The sequence below is a fragment of the Rhizobium lusitanum genome (assembly GCF_014189535.1).
GTDB lineage: Bacteria > Pseudomonadota > Alphaproteobacteria > Rhizobiales > Rhizobiaceae > Rhizobium > Rhizobium lusitanum_C.
In genome coordinates, this window is record NZ_CP050308.1 from 2,222,412 (window position 1) to 2,245,478 (window position 23,067).

At 62.3% G+C, this 23,067-nt stretch carries 22 protein-coding genes; 10 read left to right on the forward strand and 12 right to left on the reverse strand.

Features of this window, described 5'->3' with window-relative positions; translation table 11 throughout:
- Positions 1-131 precede the first annotated feature (131 nt).
- Positions 132-1,322 (reverse strand): acetyl-CoA C-acyltransferase, encoded by a 1,191-nt coding sequence (locus HB780_RS24535; RefSeq protein ID WP_183689952.1) that lies wholly within the window; start codon positions 1,320-1,322, stop codon positions 132-134.
- A 183-nt stretch (positions 1,323-1,505) separates the two neighbouring features.
- On the opposite strand from HB780_RS24535, the gene HB780_RS24540 reads away from it, so the two are divergent.
- Both HB780_RS24540 and HB780_RS24545 read left to right on the forward strand, forming a co-directional pair.
- Positions 1,506-1,733 carry a type II toxin-antitoxin system VapB family antitoxin gene (locus tag HB780_RS24540; protein ID WP_007694178.1) on the forward strand — a complete coding sequence of 76 codons (228 nt, stop codon included), beginning with the start codon at positions 1,506-1,508 and terminating at the stop codon, positions 1,731-1,733.
- Positions 1,733-2,128: a type II toxin-antitoxin system VapC family toxin gene (locus tag HB780_RS24545; protein WP_183689953.1), complete on the forward strand. Its 396-nt coding sequence runs from the start codon at positions 1,733-1,735 to the stop codon at positions 2,126-2,128. The genes HB780_RS24540 and HB780_RS24545 overlap by 1 nt, the downstream gene beginning before the upstream one ends.
- Positions 2,129-2,150: 22 nt before the next feature.
- Here HB780_RS24545 and HB780_RS24550 read toward each other — a convergent pair whose 3' ends face one another.
- The 4 genes from HB780_RS24550 to HB780_RS24565 all read right to left on the reverse strand — a co-directional run bounded on the left by HB780_RS24550 (position 2,151) and on the right by HB780_RS24565 (position 5,487).
- Positions 2,151-2,456 carry a hypothetical protein gene (locus HB780_RS24550; protein ID WP_183689954.1) on the reverse strand — a complete coding sequence of 102 codons (306 nt, stop codon included), beginning with the start codon at positions 2,454-2,456 and terminating at the stop codon, positions 2,151-2,153.
- Positions 2,457-2,559: 103 nt separating this feature from the next.
- The gene (locus HB780_RS24555; RefSeq protein WP_183689955.1) at positions 2,560-3,999 is read right to left on the reverse strand and encodes an MFS transporter; all 1,440 of its coding nucleotides are present in this window, start codon (positions 3,997-3,999) and stop codon (positions 2,560-2,562) included.
- A gap of 165 nt (positions 4,000-4,164) precedes the next feature.
- Positions 4,165-4,827 (reverse strand): sulfite oxidase-like oxidoreductase, encoded by a 663-nt coding sequence (locus tag HB780_RS24560; protein WP_183689956.1) that lies wholly within the window; start codon positions 4,825-4,827, stop codon positions 4,165-4,167.
- An 81-nt stretch (positions 4,828-4,908) separates the two neighbouring features.
- Entirely contained in the window at positions 4,909-5,487 is a 579-nt protein-coding gene (locus HB780_RS24565) for a HutD/Ves family protein (protein ID WP_183689957.1), read from the reverse strand.
- Between the two features lie 75 nt (positions 5,488-5,562).
- Between HB780_RS24565 and HB780_RS24570 the strand changes: the two genes are divergently transcribed.
- Positions 5,563-5,826 carry a type II toxin-antitoxin system Phd/YefM family antitoxin gene (locus HB780_RS24570; protein ID WP_183689958.1) on the forward strand — a complete coding sequence of 88 codons (264 nt, stop codon included), beginning with the start codon at positions 5,563-5,565 and terminating at the stop codon, positions 5,824-5,826.
- On the forward strand, positions 5,823-6,209 hold the full coding sequence (locus HB780_RS24575; protein ID WP_183689959.1) for a type II toxin-antitoxin system VapC family toxin: 387 nt from the start codon (positions 5,823-5,825) through the stop codon (positions 6,207-6,209). The genes HB780_RS24570 and HB780_RS24575 overlap by 4 nt, the downstream gene beginning before the upstream one ends.
- Before the next feature lie 17 nt (positions 6,210-6,226).
- Here the strand turns inward: HB780_RS24575 and hutU are convergent, their stop codons facing one another.
- Genes hutU through hutI form a run of 3 tightly spaced genes read right to left on the reverse strand, consistent with a single transcriptional unit; the run spans position 6,227 to position 10,702 of the window.
- On the reverse strand, positions 6,227-7,912 hold the full coding sequence (gene hutU / locus HB780_RS24580; protein ID WP_183689960.1) for a urocanate hydratase: 1,686 nt from the start codon (positions 7,910-7,912) through the stop codon (positions 6,227-6,229).
- A gap of 1 nt (position 7,913) precedes the next feature.
- Positions 7,914-9,449 (reverse strand): histidine ammonia-lyase, encoded by a 1,536-nt coding sequence (hutH, locus tag HB780_RS24585; protein ID WP_183689961.1) that lies wholly within the window; start codon positions 9,447-9,449, stop codon positions 7,914-7,916.
- The gene (hutI, locus tag HB780_RS24590; protein WP_183689962.1) at positions 9,446-10,702 is read right to left on the reverse strand and encodes an imidazolonepropionase; all 1,257 of its coding nucleotides are present in this window, start codon (positions 10,700-10,702) and stop codon (positions 9,446-9,448) included. Before hutI ends, hutH begins: the two co-directional genes overlap by 4 nt.
- Positions 10,703-10,803: 101 nt before the next feature.
- On the opposite strand from hutI, the gene HB780_RS24595 reads away from it, so the two are divergent.
- Positions 10,804-12,147 (forward strand): formimidoylglutamate deiminase, encoded by a 1,344-nt coding sequence (locus tag HB780_RS24595; RefSeq protein ID WP_183689963.1) that lies wholly within the window; start codon positions 10,804-10,806, stop codon positions 12,145-12,147.
- Positions 12,148-12,230: 83 nt separating this feature from the next.
- Entirely contained in the window at positions 12,231-12,950 is a 720-nt protein-coding gene (gene hutC / locus HB780_RS24600) for a histidine utilization transcriptional repressor HutC (protein WP_183689964.1), read from the forward strand.
- Here hutC and HB780_RS24605 read toward each other — a convergent pair.
- Positions 12,914-13,117: a hypothetical protein gene (locus HB780_RS24605; protein ID WP_183689965.1), complete on the reverse strand. Its 204-nt coding sequence runs from the start codon at positions 13,115-13,117 to the stop codon at positions 12,914-12,916. The two genes, hutC and HB780_RS24605, sit on opposite strands and share 37 nt — an antisense overlap.
- Positions 13,118-13,270: 153 nt before the next feature.
- On the opposite strand from HB780_RS24605, the gene HB780_RS24610 reads away from it, so the two are divergent.
- Both HB780_RS24610 and HB780_RS24615 read left to right on the forward strand, forming a co-directional pair.
- Positions 13,271-14,761 (forward strand): HAL/PAL/TAL family ammonia-lyase, encoded by a 1,491-nt coding sequence (locus HB780_RS24610; protein WP_183689966.1) that lies wholly within the window; start codon positions 13,271-13,273, stop codon positions 14,759-14,761.
- A 186-nt stretch (positions 14,762-14,947) separates the two neighbouring features.
- Positions 14,948-15,571 carry a hypothetical protein gene (locus tag HB780_RS24615; protein ID WP_183689967.1) on the forward strand — a complete coding sequence of 208 codons (624 nt, stop codon included), beginning with the start codon at positions 14,948-14,950 and terminating at the stop codon, positions 15,569-15,571.
- 75 nt (positions 15,572-15,646) lie between these two features.
- Here the strand turns inward: HB780_RS24615 and HB780_RS24620 are convergent, their stop codons facing one another.
- Together HB780_RS24620 and HB780_RS24625 are read right to left on the reverse strand one after the other, a co-directional pair.
- Positions 15,647-18,796: an efflux RND transporter permease subunit gene (locus HB780_RS24620; RefSeq protein ID WP_183689968.1), complete on the reverse strand. Its 3,150-nt coding sequence runs from the start codon at positions 18,794-18,796 to the stop codon at positions 15,647-15,649.
- Positions 18,796-19,965 (reverse strand): efflux RND transporter periplasmic adaptor subunit, encoded by a 1,170-nt coding sequence (locus tag HB780_RS24625; RefSeq protein WP_183689969.1) that lies wholly within the window; start codon positions 19,963-19,965, stop codon positions 18,796-18,798. Before HB780_RS24625 ends, HB780_RS24620 begins: the two co-directional genes overlap by 1 nt.
- A gap of 201 nt (positions 19,966-20,166) precedes the next feature.
- On the opposite strand from HB780_RS24625, the gene HB780_RS24630 reads away from it, so the two are divergent.
- Positions 20,167-20,823 (forward strand): TetR family transcriptional regulator, encoded by a 657-nt coding sequence (locus HB780_RS24630; protein WP_183689970.1) that lies wholly within the window; start codon positions 20,167-20,169, stop codon positions 20,821-20,823.
- Positions 20,824-20,839: 16 nt separating this feature from the next.
- On the opposite strand, the gene mntR is transcribed toward HB780_RS24630, so the two are convergent.
- Positions 20,840-21,295 (reverse strand): manganese-binding transcriptional regulator MntR, encoded by a 456-nt coding sequence (gene mntR / locus HB780_RS24635; RefSeq protein ID WP_183689971.1) that lies wholly within the window; start codon positions 21,293-21,295, stop codon positions 20,840-20,842.
- Positions 21,296-21,689: 394 nt separating this feature from the next.
- Between mntR and HB780_RS24640 the strand changes: the two genes are divergently transcribed.
- Positions 21,690-23,045: an Nramp family divalent metal transporter gene (locus HB780_RS24640; protein ID WP_183689972.1), complete on the forward strand. Its 1,356-nt coding sequence runs from the start codon at positions 21,690-21,692 to the stop codon at positions 23,043-23,045.
- The last annotated feature ends 22 nt before the right edge of the window (positions 23,046-23,067 follow it).

Consider the following 23,067-nt stretch of genomic DNA (forward strand, 5'->3'; position numbering starts at 1 on the left):
GCCTACACACCTCACCATGAGGGCCAATCTGCTCGGCAAACGACACATTCTCTCCACCTCATCCTGAGGTGCTCAGACGGTGAAGCGATAGCGGAAACGACTGAGCCTCGAAGGACGAGGTGGCCCGTGCCTCACCCAACCCTCTCCACCGCAATCGCCGTCGCCTCGCCGCCGCCGATGCAGAGCGCCGCGACGCCGCGTGTCGCCCCTTGCCGCTCCAGGGCATGCAGCAGCGTCACGATCAGCCGTGCGCCCGTGGCCCCGATCGGGTGACCGAGTGCGCAGGCGCCGCCGTTGATGTTGAGACGGTCACGGGCGATGCCGAGGTCCTTGGCGGCGGCCATGGCGACGACGGCGAAGGCCTCGTTGATCTCGAAGAGATCGACATCGCCGACCTTCCAGCCGGTCTTTTCCAGCACCTTGCGGATCGCCGGGATCGGCGCGGTCGTGTACCAGGCGGGTTCCTGGGAATGGGTGGCGTGCGCCTTGATCTCGGCGAGGATCGGCAAACCTTCGCGCTCGGCGATCGAGCGCCGGGTCAGGATCAGGGCGGCCGCGCCATCGGCATTGGCCGATGCGCTGGCGGCGGTGATCGTGCCATCCTTGCGGAACGCCGGCTTCAGCGTCGGGATCTTTTCCGGCGAGACTTTTTGCGGATGCTCGTCCTTGCCGATCGTCACCGGGCCACCCTTGGCCGCGACGGAAATCGGGGTGATCTCGGCCTCGAAAGCCCCGGTCTCGATCGCCTTGCGGGCACGCGTCAGCGTCTCCACGGCATAGGCATCCTGATCGTCGCGGCTGAACTGATAGGCTTCGACCGCCAGTTCGCCGAAATCACCCATCGAGCGGCCCTTCTCATAGGCATCTTCCAGCCCGTCGAGCATCATGTGGTCGAAGATGCGGTCGTGGCCCATGCGGTAGCCGCCACGCGCCTTGGCAAGCAGATAGGGGGCATTCGACATCGATTCCATGCCGCCGGAGACCACGATAGAGGCGGAACCGGCCAGGATCAGGTCATGCGCCAGCATGGTCGCCTTCATGCCCGAACCGCAGACCTTGTTGATCGTCGTCGCGCCCACCGCATCCGGCAATCCCGCACCGCGCGCCGCCTGCCGCGCCGGCGCCTGCCCCTGTCCTGCCGGGAGCACGCAACCGAACAGCACCTCATCCACCTTCTCCGCCGATAATCCGGCCCGCTCCAGCGCGGCGCGGATGACATGGGCGCCAAGCTCCGGCGCCTGCAAGGATGACAGCTCCCCCTGGAAGCGGCCGAGCGGCGTGCGCGTGGCGGAAACGATGACGACGGGATCGATTGCGGACATGATGGCTCCTCCCAGCCTGCAATTTCTGAATCGACGCTATTGCTAGCACGTTAGATGATGTTCGTCATATAAATATCTCGGAAATATCCTTTCGGAAAGACGGTTGCGTCGCTACAGCAATGCCGATTGTCCTCGTCATCGACATGCCCTATGGATATCCTGCTCTCAAAAAATGGATATCCCATGCCTCTCTATATCAAGGACGACGCCATCGATCGGCTGGCGCGGCGCTATCAGGCGCTGACGAAAAGCTCGACCAAAACCGAAGCCGTGCGACTGGCATTGCAGAAGGCACTGGATGAGGAACTGACCAAGCCGGCGCTTGCCGACATCGCCGTCGCCTTTTGCCGCAATCTCAAGCAGAAGGCCGCCGCCAAAGCCGCCGATGGCAGCACGGCGGGAGACGCCTGATGCTCATCGACGCCTCGGTATTGACCGCGATGATGACCGATGAGGAAGAGGCCCGCCGCCTCGCCGTCCGCATGCAGATGGCGACCGCGCGCATGACCTCGCCAATGGCGGCGGCTCAGGCGGCAATCGATATCGCTGCCCGCCTCGGCCTGACGGCAACCGAGGCCGGCGACGCGGTGCGGACCTTTCTGCAACTGATGAACATCCAGCTTCTGGCCATTCCTCCTCGCGCCGCCTTTCTGGCGGTAGAGGCATATGACCATTTCGGCGAGGGCCGCCATCCGGCGGCGCTCAGCCTTGGCGATTGCATGACCTATGCCTGCGCACGCTACTATCGCCAGCCATTATTGTCGAAGGGCGAGCAATTCAACCGGACCGACATCGAAGTGGCCTAAGCCACCCGATGCCACATTGCCGTCAAGGGCAAAGCGAGGCAGAGCCTGCGGCAAACGAGTTCGAGCGCGCGCCCACCGAATTCGGCGCCGCGGCGCATTGCAGCCGGGAGATGGAATCGCCGGCGCGGATCGGGCCGGTCACCGAGGGGTCGGTATTGATCGTGCCGTCGGGCAAGATCGCGTCCTTCGAGTGATCGACATTGCCGACATCGGCCTGAGCCGCATCGACCTTTAGTCTCTTGGGATGGTGCTTTTGCACGGATTCCGCCCAAGCGGCGCTGGACACGCCGATGACGAGAGCCGAGATGGCGAGAGTTTTGAGCAGCATGAGACTGCCTCCTTTGGGAGTTGAAGTCCCATCTATATGGGACCCGGCGAGCCGATTTACAGCCGCCGCCGACCCAAATATCGCATGAGTTCGAGGGACCCGGTCACGCCTTGATCTTGTGCCGCGATACCTCCGCGCCGGCATCGTGCCGTAGGCTGAGGAAGCGCAGCGACGAGACGATGCCGATCACCGCGATAACCAGGAAAGCCCAGCGAAAATCGACGAGGGAGAGCGCCTCGCCACCATGAATGGTGCGCGAGAGATTGAGTACGGCTGCGGCAACGGCGACGCCGAGCAGCAACGAGACCTGCTGCAGCATGCTCGACAGGGTCGAGGCGGAACTGCGCTGCGACGCGTGGATATCGGCAAAACCCAGCGTGTTCAGCGCCGTGAAGTTCATTGAGCGCGACAGGCCGGCGGCAAGCAGGAGACAGTAGATCAACCAGTTGGAGGTCGACGGCGACAGCAGCGCGAAGCAGCCGATGCTGACGGACGAGATCAGGCCATTGATGACAAGCACGTTGCGGAAGCCGAAGGTTTTCAGCGTCCGCGTGGTGATCACCTTCATGCCGAGATTGCCGGCGAAATAGAAGAGCAGATAGGTGCCGGCGTCGATCGCGGTCAGGCCGAAACCCACCTGGAAAAGCAGCGGCAATAGAAAGGGCGTGGCGTTGATCGCCAGACGGCTTGCCGTGCCGGCCGAAAGCGTCGACATGGCGAAGGTCTGGACCTTGAAAGCGGAGAGATCGAGCAGCGGCGCGTCAACCCGCATGAAATGCCGGGTGGCGATGACGGAAAACACCGCGCCGGCGGCAATCAGCCCGACGCTGACCGCCAGGCCCGTCGTCCCCTGTACGACGAATTCGAGGCCGGCGAGCATGAAGGTCAGTCCCGCCGCCGACTGGAAGAAGCCGACGAGGTCGAGCCTTGCGACCTTCTCCTCGCGCTGATCCGGCACGAAGCGCAGCACAAGGCCGAGCCCGATAATGCCGATCGGGATGTTGATCAGAAAATTCCAGTGCCAGCTCAGATAGGTGGTGATGAAGCTGCCAAGGATAGGACCGATGACGGGCGCCGTCAGCGCCGGCCAGGTGATCATCGACATGGCATGCACGAGATCGGACTTGCGGGCGTTGCGCAGCACGATGATGCGGCCGACCGGCGTCATCAGCGCGCTGCCGATCCCCTGCACGGCGCGCGCGATCACGAATTCCGTGAGATTGCCGGACAGGCCGCAGAACAGCGAGGCAACGGTGAAGAGGGTGATCGACGCCAGAAACACCCGCCGGGCGCCATAACGATCCCCCGCCCAGCCCGCCAGCGGCACGAAGGCCGCCATGGTGAGCAGATAGACCGTGATGCCGATGCTCATCGACACTGGCTCGATGCCGAATGTGCTGGCCATCTGCGGCAGCGACGTCGTGACGATCGTGCCGTCCAATATCTGCATGAAGAAGGCGACGGCAACGACGAAAGCGACGATGCGGGATTGCCGGCCGAAACTTTCCTCGGAAGGCTGCTCTGTGGTCTGAACGACGGTCATGGCATGGAATTTCGGAGATGGTGTTATGGATAGCCGGGCATGCCCGACAGCAATCATATGATCAATGCATACGCCCGTTGCCGCCGGTTGCAAAGCCGCAATCGAACCCCGGAGGTATTAAAAATATGCCCGATCCCATAAGAAAGGCGGTCGGGAGCGATGACCTCAGTCGTCGGAATAACGCTGCTCGCGCCAGGGATCGCCGAACATGTGATAGCCGTTTTCCTCCCAGAAACCGGCCTTGTCGGTGGCGATCAGCTCGATGCGGGTCAGCCACTTGGCACTCTTCCAGAAATAGAGATGCGGCACGACGAGGCGCATCGGCCCGCCATGCTCGCGTGTCAGAGGCTGGCCTTCCCAGGCGGTGGCGAGGATCGCATCTTCAGCGGCAAAATCGGCAAGCGGAAGATTGGTCGTATAGCCGTCATAGCTGGTCAGCATGACATAATGCGCCTCGGCCTTCGGCATGGCGAGGTCGAGCAGGTCGCGAGTAGAAACGCCCTCCCAGCGGTTATCGTAACGCGACCATGTCGTGACGCAGTGGATATCGCTGACCTTGCTGCTCTGTTCGATCGCCTGGAAGGCCGTCCAATCAAGGCTAAGCGGCGTTTCCACCAGCCCGCGCACATCAAGCCGCCAGCTCGACAGCGACACCTGCGGCTGCTGACCGAGATCAAGCACCGGCCAGTTCTTGACCAGATGCTGCCCCGGCGGCAAACGCTCCGTTTCCGGCCGGCTGATCCGCCCGGTCAAAAACTTGCCCTCGGCCGCCCAACGGCGCTTGGAGGTGGTGAGCTTGCTATCGGTGGGGATCTGATCGTCGCTCATCGGGGCATCCCTTTTGCTGAGAAGCAATAGGATAACGGAGACCGATGGGTGTCAAGCGGACGGCTGGTGCTTGGATGCGAACTAGACCTCGTGAAGCTCGATCACAAATAACTGCGCCATTCCTGAAATCGAGTGCTGCGTTCCCGCGGCTTCCTCGACAAGCAAACAATCGCCCGCCAAAAGCGTCCGATCACCAATATCGAGATGCCCGCGATGGCAGAGAACCAGCGCCGTCTCGCTGCCAAGCGCGAGTTCATCACTCCCATCAACACGGACGCGCCGCACCGAATGCGACAATCGCCCCCGCCGCGTCATCACATTCAGATCCGTGATCGCACCATCCACCAGCGTTGCCGATGTCGGCGCATCCGCCGCGAAGGGCAGCGGGGTACTTTCCTGCGTCAAGAGTACGGGCTCGCGCCCTTCGATGAAGAGCGTCATGCCCGCGCCTTCGAGGATCGATAGCGTGCGATCAATGCTGGAGAAGACCGAGAACGGCCCATCCGTGGCGACCGTCGCCATGCTGACGCGCCAGTCGAAATCGGCAAGCCCCGCGCCTTCGGGCGAGACGGCGATCTCCACCGTCTCCCCGCCGCCGTTTTTCCAGGGCATGCGCTTGTAGCTGTCGTGGCGGAGGATTGAGAACTTCTGAGCTGCCATGTGTTCGAGTCCAATCATTGCAATTTGGGCAAGAGTAAACTAAGTTTAGTGGACTAAGTCCGCTTGGAGGTGACCATGGAAACCGTCAATATACACGAGGCAAAGACGCATTTGTCGCGGCTGATCGAGAAGGCCGCCAAGGGCGAGGCGTTCATTATTGCCAAGGCGGGCAAACCGATGGTCAAGGTCGTGCCGATCGAAGAGGCCGAAACGCCAAAGAAACGGCGCATCGGCTTCATGAAAGGCGAGATCGTGGTTCCCGCAAATTTCGACACCATGATGGCTGATGAAATCGAGGAGATGTTCTACGGCAAGCCAAACGACGTTACCGACAAATGAGATTTCTCCTCGATACGCATATCCTCATCTGGGCGGCGGGGGATATCGCGCTTCTCTCGCAGGAAGTGAGAGCGCTCATCGACGACGACGAAAACGAGCTCCTCTTCAGCCCGGCGAGTATTTGGGAAGTCGCGATTAAGCACGGTTCCGGACGAAGCGACTTTCACGTCGACCCATTTCGGTTGCGCCATAAACTAATGGAAAACGGCTATGCAGAACTGCCGATCACCAGCGAGCATACAATCGCAATTGCCGGGCTTCCGCTTCTTCACAAGGATCCCTTCGATCGCATTCTGATCGCTCAGGCCATTGTCGAAGGTATTCCATTGATCACCGTCGACGAAACCGTTTTACGGTACCCCGGCCTCAATCGAAAATATTGAGGCCGGGAGACGTCTCATCAGTTCCCCAGGATGCCCGGCAGCCGGAGGCCCTTGTCCTTGGCGCAATCAAGCGCGATGTCGTAGCCCGCATCGGCGTGGCGCATGACGCCTGTCGCCGGGTCGTTCCAGAGAACGCGTTCGATGCGGCGGGCCGCGTCGTCGGTGCCATCGGCGCAGATGACCATGCCGGAGTGCTGCGAGAAGCCCATGCCGACGCCGCCGCCATGGTGCAGCGACACCCAGGTGGCGCCGGACGCGGTGTTGAGGAGGGCGTTGAGCAGCGGCCAGTCGGAGACGGCATCCGAGCCGTCCTTCATCGCTTCCGTCTCGCGGTTCGGCGAGGCAACGGAGCCGGAATCGAGATGGTCGCGGCCGATGACGACAGGAGCCTTCAGCTCGCCGTTGCGCACCATTTCGTTGAAGGCAAGGCCGAGACGTTCACGATCGCCGAGACCGACCCAGCAAATGCGCGCCGGCAGGCCCTGGAAGGCGATGCGCTCGCGCGCCATGTCCAGCCAGTTGTGCAGATGGGTGTTGCCGGGGGTGAGTTCCTTCACCTTGGCGTCGGTCTTGTAGATATCCTCCGGATCGCCCGACAGAGCCGCCCAGCGGAATGGGCCGATGCCTCGGCAGAACAGCGGGCGGATATAGGCCGGCACGAAGCCGGGGAAAGCGAAGGCATTTTCCAGGCCTTCATCCTTGGCGACCTGGCGGATATTGTTGCCATAGTCGAGCGTCGGCACACCGGCGTCCCAGAAGGCGACCATGGCTTCGACATGCTGTTTCATCGAGGCCCGGGCGGCGGCTTCCACAGCCTTCGGATCGCTCTCGCGCTTTGCCTTGTGTTCGGCCACTGTCCAGCCGAGCGGCAGGTAGCCGTTCAGCGGATCATGCGCCGAGGTCTGGTCGGTGACGATGTCGGGGCGCGGGCCGCCGGCCTTCATGCGCTTGACCAGTTCCGGAAAGATTTCGGCGGCATTGCCGAGCAGACCAACCGACTTCGCCTCGCCGGCCTTAGTCCAGCGGCCGATCATCTCGAGCGCTTCGTCGAGCGTCGTTGCCTTCTCGTCGACATAACGAGTGCGCAGGCGGAAATCGATGCGGGTCTCGTCGCTTTCGACAGCGAGGCAGCAGGCGCCGGCCATGACGGCCGCCAGCGGCTGCGCGCCGCCCATGCCGCCGAGACCGCCGGTCAGGATCCACTTGCCCTTGAGACTGCCGTTATAGTGCTGACGGCCAGCTTCGACGAAAGTTTCATAGGTGCCCTGCACGATGCCCTGCGTGCCGATATAGATCCACGAGCCGGCAGTCATCTGGCCGTACATGGCAAGACCCTTCTTATCCAGCTCGTTAAAATGATCCCAGGTCGCCCAATGCGGCACGAGGTTGGAATTGGCGATCAGCACGCGCGGCGCATCCTTATGGGTGCGGAACACGCCGACCGGCTTGCCGGATTGCACCAGCAGCGTTTCTTCTTCGGTCAAGGTCTTCAGCGTCGCGACGATGCGGTCGAAATCCTCCCAGGTGCGGGCGGCGCGGCCGATGCCGCCATAGACGACCAGTTCGTTCGGATTTTCCGCGACGTCAGGATCGAGATTGTTCATCAGCATCCGCAGCGGCGCTTCGGTCATCCAGCTCTTGGCATTGAGTTCTGGGCCGTGAGGCGCGCGGATTTCGCGGATGTTATGGCGTGGGTTGGTCATGTCATATCTCCAGGGAAGGCAGAATATCGGCGGATACGGATGCGTTGAGTGCGCCGGAAGCGACAAGGTCGCTGGCGGCCTTGAGGTCATTTGCCATGTAGCGGTCTTCATCGAGCGTCGGCACGACGGAGCGGATGGTGGCGATGGCAAGGGTCAGTTCGGGGCTGGTGGCCAGTGGCGCGCGAAACTCGACGCCCTGTGCCGCCGTCAGCGCCTCAATGCCGACGATGGCGAAGAGATTGTCGGTCATCTGCAGGAGGCGACGCGCGCCATGGCAGGCCATGGAAACATGGTCTTCCTGATTGGCAGAGGTCGGCGTCGAATCGACCGAGGCCGGATGCGACATCTGCTTGTTTTCCGACATCAGCGCCGCCGAGGTCACTTCGGCGATCATCAGGCCGGAATTCAGGCCCGGCTTCTTGGCAAGGAAGGCCGGCAAGCCATAGCTCAGAGCCGGATCGACCAGAAGTGCGATGCGGCGCTGCGAGATCGCGCCGATCTCGCAGACGGCGATGGCGATCTGGTCGGCCGCGAAGGCCACCGGCTCGGCGTGGAAATTGCCGCCGGAGACGACGGAATTGTCGGAAAGGACGAGCGGATTGTCGGTGACCGCATTCGCCTCGATTTCAAGCGTGCGGCCGACGGAGCGCAGCAAATCGAGACAAGCGCCATCGACCTGCGGCTGGCAGCGAATGCAATAGGGATCCTGCACCCGCTCGTCGCCCTCGATATGGCTTTCGCGAATGACCGAGCCGGCCAGCAGGCCGCGAAGGGCGGCGGCGGTGTCGATCTGGCCCTGATGGCCACGCAGCGTATGAATATCGGGATGGAACGGCGCGGAAGAGCCCATGGCGGCATCTGTCGACATGGCGCCGGTGATCAAGGCTGCCTGGGCGGCGCGATGGGCCCGGAACAGGCCGGCCAGAGCGAGCGCGGTCGAAACCTGCGTGCCGTTGATCAACGCCAGGCCTTCCTTGGCGGCGAGCACGACCGGCGTCAGCCCGGCCTTTTCGAGCGCCGCGGCACCATCAAGCCGTTCGCCGGCATAGAAGGCTTCGCCATGGCCCATCATCACGGCCGTCATATGCGCGAGTGGAGCAAGGTCGCCGGACGCGCCGACGGAACCCTTCTCGGGGATAACCGGCACGACGCCCTTTTCCAGCATCGCTTCGATCAACCGCACCAATTCCAGGCGCACGCCGGAAGCGCCGCGACCGAGAGAGACCAGTTTCAGCGACATGATCAGGCGGACGACATTTTCCGGCAGCGGCTGGCCGACGCCGCAGCAATGCGAAAGGATGAGATTGCGCTGCAGGGTGGCGACATCGGCGCTGTCGATCTTGATCGAGGCCAGTTTGCCGAAGCCGGTGTTGATGCCATAGACCGGCGCATTGCCGGCAGCGATTTCGGCAATACGGGCGGCAGCCTTGAGGATGCCCGCATCGAAAGAAGCATCGAGCTTGGCGGGCTCACCGGTCCAGTAGATTGCGGCCAGTTGCTTGAGCGAAACAGAGCCCGGATGGAGAGTAGTGGTCATCGGTCGAACCTTTCGCCCTTGAAAACATGGGCATGAAGCGGATTGAAGCCGATGCGATAGACAAGCTCGGCGGGGCTTTCGATATCCCAGATGGCGAAATCGGCCGACTTGCCGGCTTCCAGCGTGCCGGTTTCAGCCAACAGGCCAAGCGCACGGGCACTTTCTCGGGTGGCACCAGCGATGCATTCCTCGACCGTCAGGCTGAAAAGGGTCGCGCCCATATTCATCGTCAAGAGCATCGAAGTCAGTGGCGAGGTGCCGGGATTGCAGTCCGTGGCGATGGCGATCGGAACACCGGCGTCGCGCAGCGCCTTGACCGGCGGCTTCTGCTTTTCATGAATAGCGTAGAAAGCACCGGGCAGAAGAACGGCCACCGTGCCGGCTGCCGCCATCGCCTTGACGCCATCCTCATCGAGATACTCGACATGGTCAGCTGAGAGCGCAGCATAGGAAGCAGCAAGCTTGGCGCCGCCGAGATTGGAGAGCTGTTCGGCATGCAGTTTCACCGGGATGCCGAGCGACTTGGCCAGATCGAAGACGCGGGCAATTTCCGCTGTCGAAAATGCGATGCCCTCGCAGAAGCCGTCGACGGCGTCGACGAGACCTTCGGCATGCGCCAGTTCCAGCCCCGGCAGCACAACATCGGTGATATACTCGCCGTTGCGGCCCTTATAGTCAGCCGGCGTCGCATGTGCGGCGAGGTAAGATGTGACGACGCGGACCGGACGGAGCTTTTCCAGTCCGCGAGCAGCCTGCAACATCTTCAGTTCGGATTCGATGCTAAGGCCGTAGCCGGACTTCACCTCGATCGTGGTGACGCCCTCGGCCAGCAGCGTATCGAGGCGTGGCAGGGCGGTTTCAATGAGCCCATCGACGGAAAGAGCCCGGGTCGCGTTGACCGAGGAAACTATGCCGCCGCCGGCCCGCGCGATTTCCTCATAACTCGCGCCTTGCAGCCGCATTTCGAATTCTCGGGCGCGATTGCCGCCGTGGATGATATGCGTATGGCAATCGACGAGACCGGGCGTGACCCAGCGTCCCTCAAGATCGACGCTTTCGGCACCACCGGTCTCAGGCAGATCGCTTTCGCGACCGGCGAAAACGATACGGCCATCCCTGGTCAGGATCGCACCCTTCTCGACAATGCCGAGCCCAGGCTCACCCTCTTTCAAGGTCGCCAGTCGGGCATTGCGCCAAAGGCGGCTCTTGCCGTCGGACTTCACACCATCTTCGGAAATTTTGTTCCCACGCATCAGCTTTACGCCTTTCCTCATGGGTTCATAATGTATATACATAATAAAAAGCCTGACAAGAGGGATTTTGGACTCGGCATCCAAAAGGAAAGGGTTGGACCATGACGAAACTCCATGCACGCTCGGCACTGCTTCATGATGGCTGGCAGGAAAATGTCCGGATAACCCTGGACGCCGGCCGCGTTGCCGGCATCGAAATTGGCGTCGCGGCCGAGGCCGGCGACGAGCGGCACGAGGTTCTCGTGCCGGCCATGCCGAACCTCCACAGCCACGCCTTCCAGCGCGCCATGGCCGGCCTTGCCGAGGTCCGCGGCCCGGCGAATGACAGCTTCTGGAGCTGGCGCACCGTCATGTACAAATTCGCGCTATCGATGACCCCCGATCATGTCGAGGCGGTAGCGGCCCAGCTCTATATGGAAATGCTGGAAGCCGGCTTTTCCCGCGTCGGCGAATTCCACTATCTGCATCACGACAAAGACGGCAGCCCCTATGCCAACATCGCCGAGATGGCGGAGCGCATCGGCGCTGCCAGCGCCGAGACCGGTATCGGGCTGACGCTGCTGCCCGTCTTCTACGCCCATTCTGGTTTCGGCGGTGCGGCCCCCATCGACGGCCAGCGCCGCTTCATCAATTTGCTCGACCGATTCGAGGCGCTGATGGCCGGATGCCGGACGATCGTCGACCAATTGCCCGGCGCTGAACTCGGCCTTGCGCCGCACAGCTTGCGGGCGGCCACGCCGGAGGAGCTGGAAAAGCTCGTGCCGCTGGCCGGTGACGGGCCGATCCATATCCATGTCGCCGAACAGGTGAAGGAGGTCGAGGATTGCCTCGCCTGGTCCGGCGCGCGGCCGGTGCAATGGCTGCTCGATCACGCCCCGGTCGATGCGCGCTGGTGCCTGATCCATGCGACCCACATGACCGACGACGAGACCCGGCGGATGGCGAAAAGCGGCGCGATAGCCGGCCTCTGCCCCATAACCGAAGCCAATCTCGGCGACGGCGCCTTTTCCGCGCCGCTGTTCCTGGAGGAAGGCGGGCGCTATGGCATCGGCTCGGATTCCAATATCCTGATCTCGGTCCCTGAAGAACTGCGCCAGCTCGAATATTCGCAGCGCCTGGCACTTCGCGCCCGCAACGTCGTCGCCGCACCCGGCGGCTCGACGGCGCGCACGCTGTTCGACCATGCGCTTGCCGGCGGCGGTGTGGCATTGAAGGCGCCAGCTGGGCTCGACGTTGGGCACTACGCCGATCTGGTCTCGCTCGACGTCAGCGCCGTGCCTTATCTCTCGGGAGATCAGATCCTCGATCAATGGATGTTTGCCGGTGGCGTCACCATCGACTGCGTCTGGACGCAAGGCCGCAAGCAGGTCGAAGGCGGCCGTCACAGTAAGCGGCAGGCAATCTCGGAACGGTTCCGCGCCACGATGACCGAATTGCTCGGTTGATAAAGAACTTTTCCTGACGGCGATTGACGCCTAAATACATCAGGCGGCGAATACCCAGGTCTCACGAGGGAATGATCGGCGGCATGACCACAGGCAAAGAGGCGACCCTGCATCAGCGTATCCTGAGCGATATTGAGGGCCGGATCGTCTCCGGCGATTGGCCGCCCGGCTACCGGATTCCCTTCGAGCTGGCGCTGGCGGAACAATATGACTGTTCGCGCATGACGGTGAACAAGGCGCTGACGCAGCTTGCCCGGGCGGGACTGATCGAGCGGCGCAAACGCTCGGGAAGTTTCGTCACCCAACCGCAGGCACAGTCGGCGGTGCTGGAAATCCACGACATCAAATCGGAAGTTCAGTCGCTGAACCTGCCCTATTCCCATAAGATCGTAAAACACGCCAAGCACAGGGGCCGCCCCGAGGACGCACGGCGGCTGGAGTTTGCCGGCTCGGTATCGACGCTCGAAGTCATCTGCATTCACTATGCCGGCCGCAGGCCCTTCTGCCTGGAAGATCGCGTCATCAATCTCGATGCGGTTCCCGAGGCCGGTCATGCCGGTTTCGACGAGCTGCCGCCGGGGCCATGGCTGCTAAATCAGGTGCCGTGGAGCACGGCCGAACATCAGATCCGCGCCATTGCGGCGGACAGTGAAGCGGCCGTAAGCCTTGATATCACCAGGGGCACCGCCTGCCTCGTCGTCGAGCGACGCACCTGGAGCGGTCTCGGCCCGATCACCCACGTTCGCCTTACCTATCCTGGCGACCGTCACTCGCTTGTGGCGCGTTTTGCGCCCTCGAGCTGAACGCTGCCGCCGTTGCCATTAGCACCGCCGGGCTCGGTCTGCATCGGAATAAGACTTCCGGATTGACGGGGCAGTTGCACAGGATTGACCAGCAGGATGCTGAGCGCGATCAGCACCAGCACCAGAATGAGGGTAAGGCCGATCAAAAATGGGCGAATCGCTGTCATCTTGGTCCTCCAATTTCCCACGCCCAAAGTAGTACCACGGCAGGAAGGGCATTTTGAGGCAATTGGCCTGTTTTGCGGCCTAAACTCTCTACGAAACCTTAAAGTTCAAACCAAAACCCCGGATTTCCGGGATCTCTCAAGGACAATACGGCAATGACCGTGACAATCAAAACCACCCTCACCTGGCGAGATATCGCCGATGTCGCAGCCGGTGAAACGCTCGTTTTGGACGATGCCGCCTGGGCTCGGATCGAGCATGCCAGCCGGATCGTCAAGGCCATCGTCGAACGCGGCGTGCGCGCCTACGGCATCAATACCGGCGTCGGCGCCCTCTCGGATACGGTGGTCGACCGGGCTTCACAAAGCCAACTGTCGCGCAACATCATCCTCAGTCATGCCTGCGGCGTCGGCAGTCTGTTGCAGCCGCGCGAGGTGCGCGCCATCATCGCCGCCCAGATCGCCAATTTCGCCCATGGTTATTCCGGCGTGAGGCGGGAGATCGTCGCGCATCTGCTCGCCTTTCTGGAAAAAGATTGCGTTCCCGACGTACCGTCGAAGGGATCGGCCGGCTATCTGACGCACAATGCCCACACGGCACTGGTGCTGATCGGCGAGGGATCGGCCCGGGTCGGCGGCAAGTCCATGTCCGGTCGCGAGGCGCTGGCGGCGATCGGCCTGGAGCCGCTGGTGCTCGGCGCCAAGGAAGGCCTGAGCCTCGTCAACGGCACAGCCTGCGCCACCGGCCTCTTCAGCGTTGCGCTGGCCCGCACCCAGCGCCTGCTCGCCTGGACCGATGCCACAGCGGCGCTGACATTGGAGGCGGCCGGCGGACAAATGGCGGCCTTTGACGAGACCGTGCTGGATTTGCGCCAGTCGCCGGGCATCGCGACCGTCGGCGCATCCCTGCGGGCGTGCCTTCAGGGCAGCGGGCTGATTGCCGCCGCCATCGGCCGGCGCACGCAGGACGCCCTCAGCCTGCGCGCCATCCCGCATGCCCATGGCGCGGCGCGCGACGTCTTCGATTTCGTCGCCAGCGTCGCCGACCGCGAACTTGCCTCCGTCACCGATAATCCCGCCGTCTCGGGCACGCCGGAAGAGCCGGTCGTCTCCTCCGAGGCGCACGCGGTCGCGCCGGCGCTCGCTCAGGCCGCCGATAGCCTGGCAATCGCCCTGGCGCAGATCGCCACGATGAGCGAACGCCGCATGGACCGGCTGGTCAATCCACTCGTGAGTGGCCTGCCGCCATTTCTCGCGAGCGACGCAGGCAGCCATTCCGGCTTCATGATCGCGCAATATACCGCAGCCGCGCTGGTCAACGACAGCCGCCGGCTCGCCGCGCCCGCCAGCCTCGACGGCGGCCTGACTTCAGGCCTGCAGGAGGATTTTCTCGCGCATCCCACGGCAGCGGCCAATAAGCTGCTCGCCATCCTCGACAATGCCGACCATATCCTCGCCATCGAATTGATGGCGGCGGCGCAGGCACATGATTTCCTCGAAACGACCGCTAATCGCGCCCCTGGCACTGACGCGATCCACAAACTGCTGCGATCGCATGTCGCCCACTATCATGACGACCGGCCGCTGAACCGCGATATCGAGGCGGTACGGCAGCTCATATCCGAGCGCGATCCGCCATCCGCGTGAGCACCGCGTATGCCCTGCCGGCAGGGAACACCTCTCTCACGCTTGTTTGATTGGCGGGGTTACGGGGCGGTCGATAGGATCGCCCCGTTGCAGTCGAGCATGGCCTCATGCCGGCAACTTTGATGGCCGGCTCCGGCCGCCATATCGAAAACCCACCGATTAGTGAATGTCTCAAGGAGACTGTCCATGGACCGCAAGCTTCTGACGAAGGGCGCATTGACGCTCGCCGCCGGTGTCGTCGCGACGCTCGTAGCACTGCAGGATGCCAACGCCGCCGAACGCGTCCGCGTGCGCGGCACGATCGAGAGCCTCGAGGGAGACACCCTCAAGATCAAGTCCCGCGAGGGCAAGGATATCGCCGTCACGCTGAAATCCGGCTGGAATGTCGCCGGCGTCGTCAAGGCTTCGGCCGCCGACATCAAGCCCGGCGATTTCGTCGGCATTGCCAATGAGCCGACCGCCAGCGGCGTCGCCGGCGCCATCGAAGTCGTCATTTTTCCGGCTGCGATGAAAGGCACCGGCGAGGGCGACCGCCCATGGGATTCGAAGCCGAACAGTTCCATGACCAACGCCACGGTTGCCAATGCGGTCACATCGGTCAGCGGCCCGACGCTGACCCTCACCTATAAGGGCGGTGAAAAGAAGATCAATATTCCGGACGGCACTCCGGTCGTAACGCTAACGTCAGCCACCAAGGACGACATGAAAGCCGGCGCCGCCGTCTTCATCACCGCCGAAGCATCCGACGACGGCAAAGTCACCGCCGACCGCATCGCCGTCGGCCTCAACGGCACCGTTCCGCCGATGTAATCGATGCCTCTTTCAGGGCAATAAAAATGGCACCCGAGGGCGCCATTTTTATAATAGACATTCGATAGTGACGACCTATTCCGCCGCCTGCCGGTGGACGACGACATCATCCTTGTCGTCCTCTTCCGGCTTCGGCTGTTTCCAAGCGATCAGACGGTAGAACATCGGGATGAAGAAGGTGGCAAGGAAAGTCGCCGCCAGCATGCCGCCGATGACGCCTGTGCCGATGGCATGGCGGCTGGCGGAGCCTGCGCCGGTGCTGATCGCCAGCGGCACGACGCCGAGGATGAAGGCGAGCGAGGTCATGACGATCGGACGGAAACGCAGGCGCGCGGCTTCCAGCGCCGCCTCGGCGGCGCTCATGCCCTCCTTGCGTTTCATCACCGCGAACTCGACGATCAGAATGGCGTTCTTCGCCGCCAGACCGATGAGCGTCACCATGCCGATCTGGAAATAGACGTCGTTGGTGAGCCCGCGCAGATAGGTGGCAAGCAGGGCACCGAACAGCGCGAAGGGGATCGCGGTGAGAACGGCGAGCGGCAGGCTCCACTTCTCATATTGCGCGGCCAGAATCAGAAACACCATGATGACGCCGAAGATCATCGCCTGCGTGCCCGCACCGCCGGTTTCCAGTTCCTGATAGGCCGAGCCCGTCCAGGCAATCTGGAAGCCTTCCGGCAGGGTCTCAGTCGCCACCTGCTGCATCGCCTTGATCGCATCGCCGGAGGTATAGCCGGGCGCCGGATTGCCAGTGACCTTGGCGGCGTTGAAGGCGTTGTAGCGTTCGAGCTGGTCTGGCCCGATGGTGCGCGTCACCTTGATCAGCGTGTCGAGCGGGATCATCTTGCCGCTGTCGGAGCGCACGAAGACCTGGCGCAGGTCGTCGGGCGATTCGCGGAACGGCGCTTCCGATTGCAGGTTGACCTGATAGTTGCGGCCATAAAGCGTGAAGTCGTTGACATAGAGGCTGCCGAAGGTCGCCTGCATGGCATCGAAGACCGAGTTGATCGGCACGCCGAGAGCCTTCGCCTTCTCGCGGTCGAGATCGGCGCGGAACTGTGGCACGTTGGTATCGAGCGTGGTACGCACGCCCGCCAGCTCCGGCCGCTTGGAAGCAGCCGCCACGAGCTTTTGTGCTTCCTCCGAAAGTCCCGCGACGCCCTTACCGGAGCGGTCCTGAACATAGACTTCGAAGCCGCCCGTCGTCGAAAGGCCCTGGATCGGCGGAGGGTTGAAGGCGAGCACCATGGCGTCCTTGATGCCCATGTTGGCGCCAATCAGCGGACCAGCCATGTTGCGGGCGTCGAGTTCGGGCGTCTTGCGCTCGCTCCAGTCCTTCAGTGTCACGAAGGCGACGCCGGCGCTGCTCTTCAGACCACCCGAGAGCAGGTCGAAGCCGGCAACGGCGAAGACGTTCTCGACGCCGGGGAGCTTCTCGGTATTGACCAGCGCCTGATCCATGACAGCCTGCGTGCGCGTCAGCGAGGCCGCCGGCGGCAGGATGGCGATCTGGAACAGCGAGCCCTGGTCCTCGTCCGGCACCAGCGAGCCCGGCAGAGTATAGAAAAGATAACCGGTCGCGCCGAGCATGCCGGCAACCAGCACGCAGCCAAGCACCATGCGCTTCAGGAAGAAGGCGACGCCGGCCGTATAGCCCCGCGTCAACCGGTCGAAGGCACGATTGAAGATACGGAAGGGCAGCACCGGCTCGTGATGGCCGGGCTTCAGGATCAGCGCGCAGAGCGCCGGTGTCAGCGTCAGCGCCACGATACCCGAGATGGTGACCGAGATCGCGATGGTGACGGCGAACTGCTTGTACATCTGGCCGGCGAGCCCGCCCATGAACGAGACCGGGATAAACACGGCGCAGAGCACCAGCACGATCGCAATGACTGGACCGGTCACTTCGCCCATCGCCTTAATCGCCGCCTGCTTCGGCGACAATTTCTCTGTTGCCATCAAGCGCTCGACGTTTTCGAGCACGACGATAGCGTCGTCCACCACGATACCGATGGCCAGCACCAGGCCGAACAGCGTCAGAAGATTGATCGAGAAGCCGAGCACATACATGCCGGCGAAGGTGCCGATGATCGAGATCGGTACGGCGATGACCGGGATCAGCGTCGCGCGCCAGTTCTGCAGGAAGACGAAGACGACGATGATGACGAGCACGATCGCCTCAAGGAAGGTACGAAGCACCTCCTCGATCGACACCTGGATGAACTTGGTCGTGTCGTAGGGGATCTGGTATGCGACGCCCTGCGGGAAGGATTTCTGCAACTCGTCGAGACGCCCCTTGAGCGCCGCCATCGTATTCAGCGCGTTGGCACCGGGCTGGAGATAGACGGCGATCGGGATGGCTGGCGTGCCGTTCAGGCTGCTCTGGACCGAATAGCTCTTGGTGCCGAGTTCGATGCGCGCCACGTCCTTCAGCCTCAGCGTCGCGGCATTGGCATTCGAACGCAGGATGATGTCGCCAAAGGCGTCGATATCGGCAAGGCGTCCCTGCGTCGTCACCGTATAGGTAAAGGGCTGGGCAGTGTTGCTCGGCTGGTCGCCGAACCTACCGGCCGCAAACTGCGAATTCTGTTCCTGGATGGCGGCCGAGACATCGCTCGGCGTCAGATTATACTGCGCCAGCTTGTCCGGCCGCAGCCAGATCCGCATGGAATAATCGATGTCGCCAAGCAGGTTGACGTCGCCGATGCCGGGAATGCGCTTGAGATCGTCGATGACGTTGAGCAGCGCGTAGTTACCGACGAAGGCGCGGTCGTAGCGGCTGTCTGTCGAATACATCGCCACGAAGCCGAGGATCGAGGTCGAGCGCTTGGTGACGACGACGCCGAGACGGGTCACGTCCTGCGGCAGGGTGGTGACGGCGCGCTGCACGCGGTTGTTGACGTTGATCGCCGCCTGGTCCGGATCGGTGCCGAGCGCGAAGGTGACCGTGATCTGCATTGCGCCGCTATTGGAGTTCGACGACTGCATGTAGAGCATGTTTTCGACGCCGTTGATCTGCTGTTCCAACGGAGCGGCAACGGTCTGGGCGACGGTCTCGGCGCTGGCGCCGGGATAGGTGGCGGTGACGACCACCTGCGGCGGCGTCAGCTCTGGATATTGCGCGATCGGCAGGATGCGGATGCAGACGGCGCCCGCAAGCAGGATGACGATCGAGATCACCGCCGCGAAAACGGGGCGATCGATGAAGAATCTGTTTCCCAACATCAGTTCTGCACTACCTTGTTCGCGTCGCTGGGCGTGGCGGCTGCCGCCGCCTGCACGGGCGCGCCGGGGCGCACCTTGATGATGCCTTCGACGATCAGTCTATCGCCGGCTTTGAGGCCCGACAGGACGAGCCAGTTGCCGCCGACCTTCTGGCCGAGCGTCACCGGATTGACATGCGCCTTGCCGTCCTTGTCGATGGTGTAGACGAACTGCCCCTGCGGGCTCTGCATCAACGCCACTTCCGGAATGGTGATGGCATTGTCGAGCGAGACACCGGTAACGGTAGCGCGCACGAATTGGCCGGGCAGCAGCCGGCGAACGGGATTGTCCACCACGGCTCGCGCCTGCAACGTGCCGGTCGAAGCGTCGATGGTGGACGAGGTGAAGTCGACGACGCCGTCATGGTCATAGGTCGTGCCGTCGCCGAAGGAGATCTTCACGCCGAGGTTAGGCGCTTCGCCCTTGGCCTTCTTGAGATCGATCAAACGGCGCACTTCGGCGGCCTGCGTGTCCGAGAAGGAGAAATTGACATAGACCGGGTCGAGCTGGGTGATGCTGGTAAGCAGGCCCGTATCGCCGGTCGTGCCGATCAGGCTGCCCTCGGAGACCTGTTCCAGGGTGGTAATGCCGCCGACCGGTGCCGTGACCTTGGTGTAGTCCAGATTGAGCTGCGCCGTCTGCACCTGCGCCCGGGCCGAGGCGACCGCGGCATCCGCCAGCTGACGCGTGGAAATCGCGTCGTCCCGCGCCTTTTGCGTAACGGCGTTCTGGTCGAAGAGATTGATATTGCGCTTTTCCTCGCGCTGCGCCTGATTTAGCTGCGCGTCGGCTTGCTGCAACTGCGCCTGAGCCTGCGCAAGCACCGCCTCAAAGGACGCGGGGTCGATCAGGAACAGCACGTCGCCGGCCTTGACCTCGGCACCCTCGACAAAATTCCTTTTCAACAGGATACCGCCGACGCGAGCGCGGACATCGACTTGCCTATAGGCGGAGATGCGCGCAGCATATTCATAGGTGAGCTGCACGGTCTCGGGCTTAACGTCGACCACGGTCACCTGCGGCGGCGGCATCTGCCCCGCCTGCTGGGCAAGGGAGGAATACGCGCTGAGAAGGAGGACACCGGCTGCGAGAAAGCTGCCGCGCAAAAAGGAGCGGGAATGCGCCGTCATAAAAAATCACCACGAGTTTTGACATTTTTATTGCGTCGCAGCATACAAACATACATGAATGATTGTAAATATCAAATCGGCGTGACCTGTTACATGAGCCCCGGGACGGCGCAAGAGTTTCCGGACAATCTCACATAAAATCAATTAGATGAGGAGAGATGAAATAAAGTTTCTCGCCTCGCGCAAAAGTGGGAAGATCGAATGCGCAGGACCAAGGAAGATGCTGCCAAAACCAGGGAGGAGGTTTTGGCGGCCGCCGCTGAGGTTTTCTATGAAAACGGCGTCAGCGGCTCCACCCTCGACAAGATCGCCAGACGTGCCGGCGTGACGCGCGGCGCGATCTACTGGCATTTCAAGGACAAGGCCGAGGTGCTGACGGCGCTGCACAGCGAAATCCGCCTGCCGCAGGAAGACCTCGTCGACCACGCCCTGGAGCATGGCCATGACGATCCCTTGAGCCTGATCGAACAGGCATCGATCGAGGTTGTGCATATCCTGGCGAACGACGAGCATCAGCAGCGCATCTTCGCCATCATGATTCTGGGCTGCGAATTCACCGAAGACCCCTCCGACGCCGCCTTGCGCATCATCACCGCCAATGCCGAAATGTACGACAAACTGCAGAAGCTGATCGACATGGCCGACCGGCAAGGCAAGCTCGCGCCCAACTGGACCGTCGACACCGCCGCCCGCGCCTTCCAATGCTGCATGAACGGCCTCTTTGCCGAATGGCTTCGCTCGAGCAAGTCGTTTCCGGTGACCGACGTCGGCGAGAGGCTGGTGCGCAGCGTGATCGGGTCGATGCGGCGGCCGGTCGAGGGTCAGAACTCCATCTCCGAGCACGACGCCGCCGAATAGGGGCAGTCGCCCGCGATCAGCCCTCGTGCTGCATCGCGCGGCGGAACGCCTCCAGCGTCTCGGCACTGACATGGTGCTCAATGCCCTCGGCGTCGATCCGCGCCGTTTCGGCGCTGACGCCAAGCCAGCGCAGAAAAGCTTCAACCGTCTGGTGGCGGGCGCGGATGTCCTGGGCGATCCTGTTGCCCGCATCCGTCAGGAAAACGCCGCGATAGGGCCGCCGCGATACGAGCCCGTCCTCGCAGAGCCGCGCCAGCATTTTGGCGACGGTCGGCTGCGAGACGCCGAGCCTTGCCGCGATATCCACCTGCCGGGCCTCGTTGCCGTCGTCGATGAGATCGGCGATCAGCTCGACATAATCCTCCACGAGCGCGCCGCGCGTGGCCTCCCTCGTATGCCGAAAGCCCTCCGAATGCGTCTCCGCATCCAGCAATGGTTCATCTCGTTGGATAGGCGGTCTTTTCGTCGGCAACTAGGTTCTTCTCCCCATGAGTCCCGGTAAACTCACTTTCATCTTTATAGCACCGGCTTCAATCTTGAAAGCCTGGGCATAAGCGGATGCCGCCTTTGCAGCCTGAGGCATTTCCCCGCTTCGCCAGAATTTTGTGCGCCCAGTTACCCGCTCGCCGAGCTTGCTGCAACCGCCGAGCCGATTTTCCCGAATTCGGCGGTGGAGAACTCCCTCTCCCTGGTGTGGAGATGGGTGGGTAAAGCAGCGCAAACACAGGCGGCATCGGCTCGGATTACGAGGGTGGCGCCGGTCGATTATAATGCCGAATCTATGAAATATAGCCTATTGCATAATGTTGATATCCAGCATATTTCTTTAGACAGATCATAGCTCAATCCCCCGGAGCCCCCTTAGTATGACGCAGATCCAAGAAACTGCCGCGCCGCGCGCATGGAAATTCGCCAGCCCGGATGAGGACGCCCGTCCAAGTCTTCCCGAAGTCAACGCCACTGTTTATGTCCCGCATACCGGCACCTGGGTCCGACGGCTGCTCGCCTTCATGGGTCCTGGCTACATGGTCTCGGTTGGCTATATGGATCCGGGCAACTGGGCGACCGATCTCGCCGGCGGCGCGCAATTCGGCTACACCCTGCTTTCGGTCATCATGCTGTCGAACCTGATGGCGATCCTGCTGCAAGCGCTCTCCGCCCGGCTCGGCATCGCCACCGGCCGCGATCTGGCGCAGGCCTGTCGCGATCATTACCCAAGGCCGGTCAATCTGGCCCTGTGGTTTGCCTGCGAACTCGCCATCATCGCTTGCGACCTTGCCGAAGTCATCGGCACGGCGATCGCGCTGCAACTGCTCTTCGGCATTCCGCTGATCGGCGGCGCGCTGATCACCGCGCTCGACGCCTTCCTGCTGCTGCTCCTGATGAACAAGGGCTTCCGCTTCCTCGAAGCCTTCGTCATCGCACTGCTGATCGTCATCGCCACCTGCTTCGCCGTCCAGATCATCGCAGCCGCGCCGCCGATCGCCGCCATCCTTCACGGCTTCATCCCTTCGCCGGAGATCGTCACCAATCACGAGATGCTCTACATCGCCATGGGCATCATCGGCGCCACCGTCATGCCGCATAATCTTTATCTGCACTCCTCGATCGTGCAGACCCGCGCCTATAAGCGCGATGACGAAGGTCGTCGCGACGCGATCAAGTGGGCTACGACCGACAGCACCATCGCCTTGATGCTGGCGCTCTTCGTCAACGCAGCGATCCTGATCGTCGCCGCCGCCGCTTTCAACACCAGCGGACATGCCGATGTCGCCGAAATCGGCCAAGCCTACGAGTTGTTGTCGCCGCTCCTCGGCCTCGGCATCGCCTCGACCCTGTTCGCCGTGGCGCTGCTTGCCTCCGGCCTCAACTCCACCGTGACGGCGACGCTCGCCGGCCAGATCGTGATGGAGGGGTTCCTCCGCCTGCGCATTCCGCACTGGGCAAGACGGCTTTTGACCCGTGGTCTTGCAATTATTCCGGTTGTGTTCGTCACTGCATTTTATGGTGAAAAAGGCACTGCCGATCTGTTGGTGCTGAGCCAGGTCGTGCTCTCCATGCAGTTGCCCTTCGCGGTCATTCCGCTAGTCCAATTCGTCACGGACCCCCAGAAAATGGGCAAATTCGTCGTGTCCAGGAGCGTTGCCATTCTCTCCTGGCTTGTCGTCGCAATCATCCTGGTGCTGAACTTCAAGCTGCTTTACGACACCATCTTCGGTTGACGAATCGCCCGCAAAGCGTGAA